General features: G+C 68.1%; 12 protein-coding genes. 7 read left to right on the forward strand and 5 right to left on the reverse strand.

What is annotated here, in order from left to right; genetic code table 11:
- Positions 1 to 49: 49 nt before the first annotated feature.
- Positions 50 to 934 carry a 3-mercaptopyruvate sulfurtransferase gene (sseA, locus tag BU124_RS06335; RefSeq protein ID WP_245831621.1) on the forward strand — a complete coding sequence of 295 codons (885 nt, stop codon included), beginning with the start codon at positions 50 to 52 and terminating at the stop codon, positions 932 to 934.
- The gene (locus tag BU124_RS06340) at positions 934 to 2,121 is read left to right on the forward strand and encodes an amino acid aminotransferase (protein ID WP_084861795.1); all 1,188 of its coding nucleotides are present in this window, start codon (positions 934 to 936) and stop codon (positions 2,119 to 2,121) included. Before sseA ends, BU124_RS06340 begins: the two co-directional genes overlap by 1 nt.
- A 157-nt stretch (positions 2,122 to 2,278) precedes the next feature.
- Here BU124_RS06340 and BU124_RS06345 read toward each other — a convergent pair whose 3' ends face one another.
- Positions 2,279 to 3,604: an ammonium transporter gene (locus tag BU124_RS06345; protein WP_084861980.1), complete on the reverse strand. Its 1,326-nt coding sequence runs from the start codon at positions 3,602 to 3,604 to the stop codon at positions 2,279 to 2,281.
- A 25-nt stretch (positions 3,605 to 3,629) separates the two neighbouring features.
- The gene (locus tag BU124_RS06350) at positions 3,630 to 3,968 is read right to left on the reverse strand and encodes a P-II family nitrogen regulator (protein WP_084861797.1); all 339 of its coding nucleotides are present in this window, start codon (positions 3,966 to 3,968) and stop codon (positions 3,630 to 3,632) included.
- A gap of 262 nt (positions 3,969 to 4,230) precedes the next feature.
- Between BU124_RS06350 and BU124_RS06355 the strand changes: the two genes are divergently transcribed.
- Positions 4,231 to 6,363, forward strand: a complete 2,133-nt coding sequence (locus BU124_RS06355) for a transglycosylase domain-containing protein (protein ID WP_084861799.1) — start codon at positions 4,231 to 4,233, stop codon at positions 6,361 to 6,363.
- A gap of 12 nt (positions 6,364 to 6,375) precedes the next feature.
- Here BU124_RS06355 and BU124_RS06360 read toward each other — a convergent pair whose 3' ends face one another.
- Genes BU124_RS06360 through BU124_RS06370 form a run of 3 tightly spaced genes read right to left on the reverse strand, consistent with a single transcriptional unit; the run spans position 6,376 to position 8,047 of the window.
- On the reverse strand, positions 6,376 to 6,735 hold the full coding sequence (locus tag BU124_RS06360) for a hypothetical protein (RefSeq protein WP_084861801.1): 360 nt from the start codon (positions 6,733 to 6,735) through the stop codon (positions 6,376 to 6,378).
- Entirely contained in the window at positions 6,732 to 7,331 is a 600-nt protein-coding gene (locus tag BU124_RS06365) for an MlaC/ttg2D family ABC transporter substrate-binding protein (protein WP_342743726.1), read from the reverse strand. The genes BU124_RS06360 and BU124_RS06365 overlap by 4 nt, the downstream gene beginning before the upstream one ends.
- On the reverse strand, positions 7,331 to 8,047 hold the full coding sequence (locus BU124_RS06370) for an MlaA family lipoprotein (protein ID WP_245831622.1): 717 nt from the start codon (positions 8,045 to 8,047) through the stop codon (positions 7,331 to 7,333). Before BU124_RS06370 ends, BU124_RS06365 begins: the two co-directional genes overlap by 1 nt.
- A gap of 189 nt (positions 8,048 to 8,236) precedes the next feature.
- Between BU124_RS06370 and BU124_RS06375 the strand changes: the two genes are divergently transcribed.
- The 4 genes from BU124_RS06375 to BU124_RS06390 all read left to right on the forward strand — a co-directional run bounded on the left by BU124_RS06375 (position 8,237) and on the right by BU124_RS06390 (position 12,577).
- Positions 8,237 to 9,994, forward strand: a complete 1,758-nt coding sequence (locus tag BU124_RS06375) for a type I secretion system permease/ATPase (RefSeq protein WP_084861804.1) — start codon at positions 8,237 to 8,239, stop codon at positions 9,992 to 9,994.
- Complete coding sequence (locus BU124_RS06380; RefSeq protein WP_084861806.1) at positions 9,991 to 11,304, forward strand: HlyD family type I secretion periplasmic adaptor subunit; 1,314 nt, start codon at positions 9,991 to 9,993, stop codon at positions 11,302 to 11,304. Before BU124_RS06375 ends, BU124_RS06380 begins: the two co-directional genes overlap by 4 nt.
- Positions 11,305 to 11,372: 68 nt before the next feature.
- Positions 11,373 to 11,831, forward strand: coding sequence for a RidA family protein (locus tag BU124_RS06385; RefSeq protein ID WP_084861808.1), 459 nt, complete (start codon positions 11,373 to 11,375; stop codon positions 11,829 to 11,831).
- On the forward strand, positions 11,831 to 12,577 hold the full coding sequence (locus BU124_RS06390; protein WP_084861810.1) for a glycerophosphodiester phosphodiesterase family protein: 747 nt from the start codon (positions 11,831 to 11,833) through the stop codon (positions 12,575 to 12,577). The genes BU124_RS06385 and BU124_RS06390 overlap by 1 nt, the downstream gene beginning before the upstream one ends.
- Positions 12,578 to 12,601 lie beyond the last annotated feature (24 nt).

The raw sequence follows: 12,601 nt of genomic DNA on the forward strand, positions 1-12,601 counted from the left end.
CGGCGCCGCATGCAAACCTTGCAGTCTCGCGGGCACGGCGGTAGGGACAATGCGTTTCCAGCGCGAGAGTGGCCCGATGGCGAAGGATGATCCCAAGACGCTTGTCTCGACGGACTGGCTGGCCGGCCACCTGAAGGACCCGGACCTGCGGGTGCTTGATGCGTCGTGGTACATGCCCGACGCGGGCCGCGACCCGCGCGCGGAGTACGACGCCGCCCATATCCCCGGCGCGCGCTTTTTCGACATCGACGAGATCAGTGACCACCGCTCCGAGCTGCCGCACATGGCCCCCCCGGTCGAGAAGTTCATGGCGCGGATGCGCGCCATGGGGGTGGGCGACGGCCATCAGGTTGTCATCTACGACGGCGCGGGGCTGTTTTCCGCCGCGCGTGTCTGGTGGCTGTTCCGGCTGATGGGCAAGACGGATGTGGCCGTGCTGGACGGCGGGTTTCCGAAGTGGCGCGCCGAGGGCCGCCCGGTCGAGGACATGCCCCCCGTCATCCGCGATCGCCACATGACCGTCCAGCGCCAGAACCACATGGTCCGCGATGTCACGCAGGTGGCCCGCGCCGCCAAGCTGCACGATCACGAGATCATCGACGCCCGCCCCGCCGAGCGGTTTCGCGGCGACGGGCCGGAACCGCGTGCGGGTCTGCGCGCGGGCCATATCCCCGGGTCGCGCAACCTGCCCTTCGACTCGCTGCTCAACGACGACGGCACCATGAAGGATGCCGAGGCGCTGAAGACCGCCTTCGCGGCGGCCGGGGTCGACCTGACGAAGCCGGCCATCACCACCTGCGGCTCGGGCGTGACGGCCGCGATCCTGTCGCTGGCGCTGGAACGGATCGGAAAGACGGACCACGCCGTCTATGATGGCAGCTGGTCGGAATGGGGCATGTACGACGACCTGCCCATCGCAACCGGAGAGGCCTGATGCTGGAAAACCTGCGCCAACAACCCGCCGACAAGATCCTCGCGCTGATGGCGCAGTACAAGGCCGACGATCGCCCCGGCAAGATCGACCTGGGCGTCGGCGTCTACCGCAACGCCGAGGGCAAGACGCCGGTGATGCGCGCGGTCAAGGCCGCCGAACGCCGCCTTGTCGAGGACCAGGAGACCAAGGCCTACACCGGGCTGGCGGGCGATCCGGCCTTTTCCGACGCCATGATCGAGCTGGTGCTGGCCGACAGCGTTGCGCGCGACAGGGTTGCGGCCATCGCCACGCCCGGCGGCACCGGGGCCTGCCGGCAGGGGTTCGAACTGGTCCGGCTGGCCAACCCCGAGGCCACTTTCTGGCTGTCCGATCCGACCTGGCCGAACCATGTCTCGATCCTGAATTTCATGCAGATGCCGCAGCGGACATACCGCTACTTTGACGACGCGACCGGCGGGCTCGACTTTGACGGGATGCTGGCCGACCTGGCTGGCGCCAAAACGGGCGATATCGTGCTGCTGCACGGCTGTTGTCACAATCCGACCGGCGCCAACCTGTCGCTGGAGCAGATCGACGAGGTCATCGCGGTGATGGAAGGCAAGGGCCTGGTCCCGATGATCGACATCGCCTACCAGGGCTTCGGCGACGGGCTGGACGAAGACGCCGCCGTGACGCGGCGCGTGGCCACCGCCTTCGACAACGTGCTGATCGCCGCGAGCTGTTCCAAGAATTTCGGCGTCTACCGGGAACGCACCGGCATCCTGATGGCCCTGTCGCGCGATGCCGACGAGGCTGCTGCGAGCCAGCAGAACATGAACTACCTCAATCGGCAGAACTATTCCTTTCCGCCCGATCACGGCGCGCGCTGCGTCAGCACCATCCTGTCGGACCCGACACTGCGGGCCGACTGGCAGGCCGAGCTGGAAGAGGTGCGCCAAGGCATGCTGGAACTGCGCCGGCAACTGGCCGAGGAACTGCGCCGCCTGACCAACTCCGATGCTTTCGATTTCGTGGCCGAGCATCGCGGCATGTTCTCGCGGCTGGGGCTGACGGCCGAGCAGGTCGAGACGCTCAAGACCGATCACGCGATCTACATGGTGGGCGACAGCCGCATCAACATCGCCGGGCTGAACCGGGACACCGTGCCGGTGCTGGCCCGCGCCATCGCCGAGGTGATCGGCGACTGATCACTTTTCCAGCGCCGGGCGACGATCCGGGGCCGTCGGCCCCGAACCGTCGCCCTCGGTTTCGCGGCAGATGCCGCGGGATCGAGGGCGCCTGAAGACGAAAAAACCCGGGCGATCTCTCGCCCGGGCAGGGTGTCAAAGGCTTCAGGAAGGAAAATCAGCCCTTGGTAAAGTCGGGGTAGGCCTCCATGCCCAGTTCGGTGGTGTCGAGGCCGTTGATCTCTTCTTCCTCGCCGACGCGGATGCCCAGCGCCGCCTTGAGGATAAAGAACACGATACCAGAGAGGATGAGCGTCGCGCCGCAGATGGCCACGATCCCCATCAGCTGGGTCCCGAGGTTGGCGTCGCCGTAGACGACCACCGCGATGGTCCCCCAGATACCGGCAAAGCCGTGCACCGGGATGGCCCCGACGACATCGTCGATCTTGACCTTGTCCAGCAGCGGGACGGTCAGCACCACGATGATACCACCGATCGCCCCGATCCACAGAGCACCGAAGAGCGTCGGGGCCAGCGGTTCGGCCGTGATCGAGACGAGGCCGGCCAGACAGCCGTTGAGCACCATCGTCAGGTCGACCTTGCCATACATCAGCTGTGTCAGGATCAGGGCGGCCACGGCGCCCGAGGCTGCGGCCATGTTGGTGTTGGAAAAGATCCGCGAGACGTCGGCGATATCGCCCACCGTCCCCATGGCCAGCTGCGAGCCGCCGTTGAAACCGAACCAGCCCAGCCACAGGATGAACACGCCGAGCGTCGACAGCGCGAGGTTCGACCCCGGCATCGGGACGGTCTTGCCGTCCTTGTACTTGCCGATCCGCGGCCCGAGGATCAGCGCGCCGGCGACGGCGGCCGAAGCCCCGCAGGCGTGCACGATGGTCGAGCCGGCAAAGTCCGAGAACCCGGCCGCGGACAACCAGCCGCCGCCCCAGGTCCAGGACGCGGTCAGCGGGTAGATGAACCCGGTCAGGATCGCGACGAAGATCAGGAACGGCCACAGCTTGATCCGTTCGGCCAGCGCGCCCGACACGATCGACGCCGTGGCGGCACAGAACATCAGCTGAAAGATGTAGTCCGACCCGGTCGAGGCATAGCCCGCATCGTCGGCCTCGGCCAGGGTGACGCCCACGGCCTCGAGCACGGCGACGGAGGGGAACAGCCCCGAGAAGTAGTTCTCGATGGCCCAGTCGCCCAGCGGATACATCAGGTTGTAGCCGATCAGCCAGTACATGATCGCGGCGATCGAGAACAGCGAGATGTTCTTGGTCATCTGCATGGCCACGTTCTTGGACCGCACGAGGCCGCCTTCGAGCATGGCAAAGCCAGCCGCCATCCAGAAAACCAGGAAACCGCCGATCAGGAACAGCAGCGAGTTCATGATCCAGACGAATTCGTCCGAACCGACGGGCGCGGCCTCCTGGGCCAGCGCGAGGGTCGGCAGGGCGGTCAGGGCCCCGGCGACCGGAAGTGTCTTGAGAAGTTTCATTGTCAGATGTCCCTTGGCCAGCGCGTCAAAGCGCGTCGTCATTGGTTTCGCCCGTGCGCACGCGCAGGGCACTTTCCAGGTCGAGCACGAAGATCTTGCCGTCGCCGATCTTGTCGGTCTTGGCGGTCTTGGTGATGGTCGCGACGACCTCGTCGGCCATGGCGGCGCTGACCGCGATCTCCAGCTTGACCTTGGGCACGAAATTCACGGCGTATTCCGCCCCGCGGTAGATTTCGGTGTGACCGGACTGGGACCCGAACCCCTTGATCTCGGTCACCATCATGCCGCGCACGCCGATGGAGGTGAGCGCTTCGCGCACCTCCTCCAGCTTGAACGGCTTGATCGTTGCAATGATGAGTTTCACTGGCTTCCCCTTGCGTTTGGCTTCGGTGCGCAACCGGCTCGGTCGCGCTCGCGTACAAGGGGGCCGGTTGCGGGGGCGGACCTCAACACTATGCTGCGCCTGCGAAATCGGCAGGGGCTCGAAACCGCACAAAAATTACACAATTTTTGCAATGTGACTAAATTTTGGTCATTCAGAAAAGCGCGGGGTGCGGGCCGATGCGTCTCTACAAACGAATCCTGCCCGGCTATCATGCCCGCAAACTGGCAACGGCAGAGCAGCAATGTCCCGAAAGACTAACAGGCGGCCGCCGCTCGTGGCCGACAATCGGCAGGCGGCAAAAACCGGGCGCAAGCAGCCTGCGCGCACGCCGGCTCAGGCGCAGCGGGCGGGCCGCCGGCGCCGTGGCCCGTTGGGCGCCCTGCGGGCGGTGCTTGTCGGGGCCGTGATGTGGGGCCTGCGCCTGGCCTGGCGGTTCGGGCTGCGCGCCGGCCTGACGATCGTGCTCCTCACCGGGTTGGGCGTGTTCTACTATGCTGCGACGCTGCCGCCGATCGACGACCTTATCGATGGGCGCACCCGCGGGTCCGTCACGCTTCTGGACAATACGGGCGAGGTATTTGCCTGGCGCGGTGACCAGTTCGGCGGCATGGTCACCGCCGATACCGTCAGCCCGCACCTACGCAATGCCATCGTGGCGACCGAGGACAAGCGGTTCTTCGCCCCCTATCACATCGGGATCGATTTCTACGCCACCGCCGCGGCAATGGTTCGCAACTACCGCGAGAACGGTAATCCGCTGTCGGGGGCCGGCGGGTCCTCGATCAGCCAACAGACGGCCAAGCTGCTGTGCTTCGGCCGCCCCTACGACCCGGACACCTGGGAGGACGAGGCCGCCTACGAGGCCGACTGCCGCGAGACCACGCTCTGGCGCAAGGTGGTCGAGGCCACCTATGCCATGGCGATGGAGGCCCGCTATTCCAAGGACGAGATCCTCACGGTATACATGAACCGTGCCTACCTTGGTGCGGGCTCACGCGGGTTCGAGGCCGCCGCCCAGCGCTATTTCGGCATTTCCGCGGCCGAGGTGGACCCGGCCCAGGCGGCCATGCTGGCCGGGCTGCTGCGCGCGCCCTCGGCCACCTCGCCCACGCGCAACCTGCAAGCCGCGCAGGACCGCGCCGATACGGTGCTGCGACTTATGCAGCAACAGGGCTATCTGACCGCCCGGGAAACGGCTCAGGCGCGGGCCAACCCCGCCACGCTTTCCAAGGCCGCGCGCCAGCGATCGGGTGGCTATTTCGCCGACTGGGTCATGGCCAGCGGGCCGGAGTTCTTTACCCGCCAGACCACCGAGGACGTGATCATCCGCACTACGCTCGACCAGCGGATACAGCAGGCTGCGGAAGAGGGCCTGACCCGGATTTTCGAGGAAAAGGTGCGCGACGGCTCGCGGGCGCAGGCCGCGATCGTGGTGATGGGCGCCGATGGCGCCGTGCGCGCAATGGTCGGCGGCCGCGACACCGAGGCGGCGGGCGCCTTCAACCGCGCCACCCAGGCCCTGCGCCAGACCGGCTCGGCCTTCAAGCCCTTCGTCTATGCCACGGCGCTGGACCTCGGGATGCGCCCCACCGACGTGGTCGTTGACGAACCCACCTGCTGGGACGTGCCGGGGCCGGATGATTGGTGCCCCGAGAACTACAGCCGCGACCACGCCGGCGAGGTGACGCTGACACAGGCGCTCATGGCCTCGCTCAACATCCCGGCGGTCAAGGTGTCGGAACGTGTGGGCCGCGACAATGTCCGCACCGTGGCCGAGATGTTCGGCATCGAAAGCGACCTTGCCGCGGGCCCGGCCCTCGCACTGGGCACCTCGGAAAGCACGCTGCTGGAGATGACGGGGGCCTATGCCGGCATCCTCAACGGCGGGTCGGCCGTGGCCCCCTACGGCCTGGTCGAGTTGCGCCTGATGGGCGACGAGACGCCGCTGATGGACGCCGGCGGCGGCATCCGCGACCGGGTGATCCGCGAGGACGCCGCCCGGCAACTGACATGGATGATGCACCAGGTCGTGGAAGATGGCACCGGGCGCGCGGCGCGGATCGACGGCTGGCAGATCGCCGGCAAGACGGGCACCTCGCAACAGGCGCGCGACGCCTGGTTCATCGCCTTCACCGCCGATTACGTCGCCGGGATATGGATGGGCTACGACGACAACACGCCGCTGACCGGGGTCACGGGATCGGGGCTGCCGGCCGACATCTGGCGCGAGACCATGACCGGGGTCCTGGACGCCGTGCCGCCGACGCCCTTGCCGATGGCACCACCGCCGGCCGCGGCCGACGGCCCGGGCCTGTCCGACGCTGACGCCGACGCCCTGATAAACACGTTGTTGCAGGAACTTGGCGGTGAGTAGCGCGGGGCGGCGTTACTCCCGCGTCGGCGGGGTGCAGCGGTCGTAACGAAAGGCGTAGCCGTCCCAGATCATGATGATCCCGTCGCCCTCGGCGGCCTCCATGACCATGGCGCGTTCGGTCCAGCGCGCCCCCTCGCCGCTGCACTCCATCGTGTAGAGCGTGGCGTCCATGTCCACCACATTGACGGGCCGCGTCATGCGGCATTCGTTCTCGACCCCGTAAAAGATACCGCCCTCGATCCGCAGCGCGCCCCCGTCGACACCGACCAGCCCGCAATCTGCATTGGCATTCTGGCGGTAGGTGCCGTCATAGGGCGTGGCCAGTGCCAGCCCGGGCAGGGCCGCAAGGGCAAAGGGCAGTGCCCGGTTCATCCCATGGCCCTCAGGTCCGCGATCAGCTGGTCGAGATCGCCGCCGCGCTGGTCCAGCATGGCCCCGATCTCCTGACGTTCGGAGACCAGCATGTTCACGCCCTCGACGATCAGGTTGAAAAAGACCGGGCGGCCGGGCCGGTCGTAGACGTGGAAATCCACGCGGAACGGGGCTTGTCCGGGCAGGTCGGCGACCGTCTGTACCTCCATGTAGTTGTTCACGGGAACGGTGCGCTGCACCTTGATTTCGCCGCCTGCGAATTCGCGGAAGCGCCGGCCGTACTTGTTGGCAAGGTAGGTTCCGAAGGCGTCGGCAAAGGCCGACCGCTGCGCGTTGCTGGCCGAGCGCCCCGCCACGCCGAGGGCCGAGGCCGCGATCGCCGCCGAGTGCGCATAGTCGTCGAACACGCCTTCGAACTGCCGGATCATCTGGTCTTCGCTGCCGCCAGAGGAGATGATGGCGTTGATGTCGGCGACGGCGCGGTCGACAAGCTGACGGGCCTGTGCCTCCGTCACGGCAAGGGCGGGCAGGGGAAACGTCGCGGCCCAAGCGGCGGCGAGGCCGAAGGCGGCAAGCTGGCGACGGGTCAGGGGCATCATTCGAATCCTTCCAGGTCCAGGGCAAACGGGTCGACGCCGGCGTCGGCCGCGGGCGGCTCTTCGCCGAGGTCGAACCGGCGGTTCTGAAGATACGCGGAGCGCGATTGCAGGTAGCTGTCGGCGCTGTCGTAAAGCACGCCGTCCATGCTCTGCATGAAGCGGCCGCGGTCGATGACGATGGCGGCACCCCGCGCGGCCAGACCGTAATCAAGCTGCGGCTGCGTGCCCACCCGCGACAGCGGGTCGAGCGCGAGGTCCACGATGCGGCCCGCGGCATCCCGCTCGGTCGAGGGTCCGAAGACCGGAAGCTCCAGATAGGCGCCTTCGGCAGCGCCCCAGACCGCCAGGGTTTCCCCGAAATCGGTAGTCTGTTCGTCCAGGCCGATGCCGCCGGCCGGGTCGAACAGCCCGCCGAGGCCGATGGTCGTGTTCAGCAGGAAGCGCATGGTGTTGGTGCCGGCCCCGCCGACATCGCCCTGCAGAACGCCGTTGAGGACCATTCCCGGCAGGCCGACATTGTCGGCGAAATTGGCCACGGGGCCGGTGACTTCGCGCGGAGCCTCGGCCGCCACCTGGCCCAGCGGACGCAGCACGGCGCGGTCGAGGGACTTGTTGAAGGCATGCACCTCGCGGTTCGTGGTCTCATAGGGGTCGTTGACGCCACCCCCGGGCGGGGCGGGCGTGCAGGCGGCCACCGCGCTCAGGATAAGCACGGCACCGAGGCCGAGGAGGCGGGTGCGAAGAACAGAAGACAAGGGCGGTTCCACTCAGGACTTTGATAACCTCTTCCAGATAATGAACGCGCAGGCGATGAACAGGCCCTTCACGACAGCAAGGCAAATTCGTGATCGGGATACCACGCCGAAACCGATCACGGCACGGAGATTGGCAAGATCACGCCCATGCAGCACGCCTCCCCAACACAGGCTGAGACTGCCGACGGCCATCAGGAACTGCGGTCGGCCCGGCGGCGGTCACGCGCGCTCTTCTGGTGCGTTGCCGTGTTCAGCGTCTTCGTCAACGCGTTGATGCTGACCGGACCGCTCTACATGCTCAATGTCTACGATCGCGTGCTGGGCTCGCGCTCGGTGGAAACGCTTGTCGCGCTCTCGGTGTTGGCGGGGTTCCTCTACCTGATGATGGCGCTGCTGGACTATGCCCGGGGCCGGGTCATGGGCCGGGCCGGGGCGCGGTTCCAGTGCGCGCTTGACCGCCGGGTCTTCATGGCCACGCTTGACCCCCGCGCGGCGGCGCGCGTTCCCGCGGAAACGGCAAGCGGCCAGCGCGACCTTGAAAGCGTGCAGCGGCTGATCGCCTCGCCGGCGCTGACGGCGGCATTCGACCTGCCATGGACGCCGGTTTTCCTGCTGGGCATCTTCATCTTTCACCCCGTGCTGGGCTATCTGGCCACGGCTGGGGGCGGCGCCCTGATCCTGCTGGCGCTGGCCAATCAGCTGACGACCCGCGCGCCGCTGGCCGAGGCGACCGCGGCGGCCCATCGCGCCGAAGCGCTGGGGCAGTCCCTGCGCGACGAGGCCGAGATGGTGCAGGCGCTGGGCATGCGGCGCGCCGCTTTCGATCGTTGGGACCGCCTGCGCGACCAGGCCCTGGCGGCCAGCATCCGTGTCTCGGATCGCATGGGCAGCGTCTCGGCGACGACGCGGGCGTTTCGACTGTTCCTGCAATCGGCCATGCTCGGCCTCGGGGCCTACCTGGTCTTGCAGGATCAGCTTACGGCGGGGGCCATGATCGCCGGGGCCATCCTGCTGGGCCGGGCGCTGGCCCCTGTCGAGGCCCTGATCAACCAATGGGCCGTGGTCCAGCGCGGGATCGACGCCTGGCGCAGTCTGGCGCGGTTGCTGGGAACGGCACCGCCAGCCACCGCACGCACCGCCCTGCCGGTCCCACGCGCCATCGTCGAGGCCAGTGACGTCACCGTGGTGCCGCCGGGCCAGACCAGTGCCGCGCTTCGCATGGTCAGCTTCCGGCTCGAACCGGGGCAGGCCATGGGGGTGATCGGTGTCTCGGGTGCGGGCAAATCGACCCTTGCCAGGGCGCTGACCGGGCTGTGGCAGCCCGCCGGGGGCAAGATCCGCCTCGATGGCGCCGCGCTGAACCAGTATCCGCCCGACACCCTGGGCACGCACATCGGGTATCTGCCCCAGCGGGTGCAGCTCTTCGAAGGGACCATCAAGGAGAATATCGCCCGGATGTCGACGGACCCGGACGATGCCGCCGTCGTCGCGGCGGCGAAACAGGCCGCCGCCCATGACATGATCCTTAGGCTGCCCGAGGGGTACGACACCCCCGTCGACATGACCGGCGGGCGGCTCTCGGGCGGGCAGATACAGCGAATCGGGCTGGCCCGCGCCCTCTACGGCGATCCGGTGGTCCTGGTGCTGGACGAACCCAACGCCAACCTCGACAACGCAGGATCGAATGCGCTCAACGCCGCGATCCGGGCGGTGAAAGCGGCGGGGCGCGCGGTCTTCATCATGGCGCATCGACCGGCCGCGATCCGGGAATGCGACCTGGTCCTATACCTTGAAAACGGCGCGGCCCGCGCGGTCGGCCCGCGAGACGACGTCATGAACAAGGTCGTCGCGAATCGCGCCCAGGTAGAGCAGGTCCGCCCCGAGCGCGGCGCGGGCGTGGCATGACCAGGGGGCGGGACGGGCCCCCGCGGCACTGGCCGGTGCGCCGCCCCGTTGCGATCGGCATGGTGTCAGTGCTGATCCTGGTGGCCGGGTTCGGCGGCTGGGCCATCACCGCGCGGATCACCGGGGCGGTCATTGCGCCGGGCCGGATCGAGGTGGAACAGAATCGGCAGGTGGTCCAGCACATCGACGGTGGCGTCCTGCGCGAGATCCTGGTGTCCGAGGGCGATACCGTCCCCGAAGGCAGGGTGCTGGTGCGGCTTGATCCGGACGACCTGACAGCGCAACTGGCCATCGTCGAGGGGCAGCTCTTCGAGGTCCTGGCCCGCCGCGCGCGCTTCGAGGCCGAACGCGACGGTGCCGACACTCTCGCCTTCGCGCCGATCCTGCGCGCCGAGGGCGATGCCGAAACACGGGAGCTGATGCAGGGACAGCAGCGGCTGTTCCGCACCCGCCTGGAAACGGCCGAGCAGGAGGCCGAAAAGCTGCGCCGCCGCGCCGGACAGGTGCGTAGCCAGGTTGACGGGATCGCGGCGCAACAGGCTGCCCTGGCCCGCCAGCTGGACTTGATCGAAGAGGAGCTGGAAAGCCAGCGCGCGCTGCTGGACCGCGGCCTCGCGCAGGCAGGCAAGGTCCTCGCGCTGGAACGGGAAAAGGCCCGCATGTCCGGCCAGGCTGGCGACCTCGCCGCGCGCCGGGCCGAGGCCGAGGAAAAGATCACCGAACTGGACCTCGAGATCATCCGCCTGCGCACCGCCCGCCGCGAAGAGGCCATCACCCGTCTGCGCGATCTGCAATTCAACGAGCTGGAGCTGCGCGAACAGCGCGCCGACCTGCAACGCCGGCTCGACCGACTCGAGATTCGCGCCCCCGTCTCCGGCGTGGTCCACGGGTTGCAGGTTTTCGGGGCCGGTGCCGTGATTCGCCCGGCCGAGCCCGTGCTTTACCTGGTGCCCCAGGACCGTCCGCTTGTGATTGCCGCGCGGGTGGCCCCCACCGACATCGACTCGGTCCGGCTTGGACAGTCGGTAACGCTGCGCTTTTCCTCGCTGGACACGCGCCGCACGCCCGAGATTTCCGGCACGGTGCGCCAAGTCTCGGCCGATGCCTTCACCGACGAGGCGACAGGCCGCAGCTACTACGAGGCCCGGGTCGTGCTGAACGCAGGTGCGGCGGCGCGCCTGCCCGAGGACACGACCCTGATCCCAGGCATGCCGGTCGAGACCTTCATACGCACGGTGGACCGCACGCCGATGGCCTACCTGACGCAGCCCTTGATGGACTACCTGGCGCGCACCTTCCGCGAGAGCTAGCTTAGGGTCTTTCGCACGTGCGGGATCGGGGCTAGCGTCATGGCCGATCACCAAGAGGGAGCCCGGACATGCCCATCGAATCGCGCCTTGCCGAACTCGGCGTCACCCTGCCCGAGGCCCCCGTGCCGGCGGGCAATTACGTGGCCTTCGTGACCACGGGGTCGCTGGTGCATGTCTCGGGCCAGATCGCGATGGATGCCGACGGCCCGGTGACGGGCAAGCTGGGCGACACCATGACAGTGGCGCAGGGCGCGGCGGCGGCCCGGCTCTGCGCGATCAGCCTTCTGGCCCAACTCAAGGCGGCCTGCGACGGCGACATCGACAGGCTGGTGCGCTTGGTCAAGCTGACCGGTTTCGTCAATTCCACCCCCGATTTCACCGACCAGCCCAAGGTCATCAACGGGGCCAGCGATTTCATGGTCGAGGCGCTGGGCGAGGCCGGACGCCACGCGCGCTCGGCCGTTTCGGCGGCCGCCCTGCCGCTGGGGGTCGCCGTCGAGATCGAGGGCCTGTTCGAGATCGCCTGATGCTGCCGCCGGGGTTTCACGCGCGCCCCTTCGCCCACCGGGCGCTGCACGGGCCGGGCCGGCCCGAGAACAGCCGGTCAGCCATCGATGCGGCCATCGCCGCCGGCTACGGGATCGAGATCGACCTACAGCTCTCGGCCGACGGGCAGGCCATGGTGTTTCACGACTACGCGCTGGACCGGCTGACAGGGGCGCGCGGGCCGGTGCGCGGGCTGAGCGCGGAACGCCTGTCGTCGCTTCACCTGACCGACAGCGAAGAGGGTATCCCCACCCTGACCCGGGTGCTGGACCAAGTCGCCGGGGCGGTACCGCTGCTGATCGAGGTCAAGGACCAGGACGGCGCTCTCGGCCCCGAGGTCGGTCCGTTGGAAGAGGCCGCCGCCGCCTGCTTGGCCGACTATCCTGGCCCTGTGGCCGTCATGTCCTTCAACCCGCATTCCGTGGCGCGCTTGGGCCAGCTTCTGCCAAGTCTGCCGCGGGGTCTGACGACCGATGCCTTCGCCTCGGACACCTGGCCGACCGTGCCCGCGTCACGGCTGGCCGAACTGCGCCCGATGCCCGACCTTGCCCCCCTCGGCGCCGCCTTCATAAGCCACCGATGGGACGACCTGACCAACCCCGCCGTCGCCAATGCCCGTGCCGAGGGGCGGCGCATCTTGTGCTGGACCACCCGGTCGGACAGGGAGCAGGCCGCGGCGCTGGCCGACGGGGCCGACCAGGTCACTTTCGAGGGGTACCTTGCTTGACCGCGGGGGTCCCGGGGCCAACTC

It is taken from the genome of Salibaculum halophilum, assembly GCF_002094885.1.
Lineage (GTDB): Bacteria > Pseudomonadota > Alphaproteobacteria > Rhodobacterales > Rhodobacteraceae > Salibaculum > Salibaculum halophilum.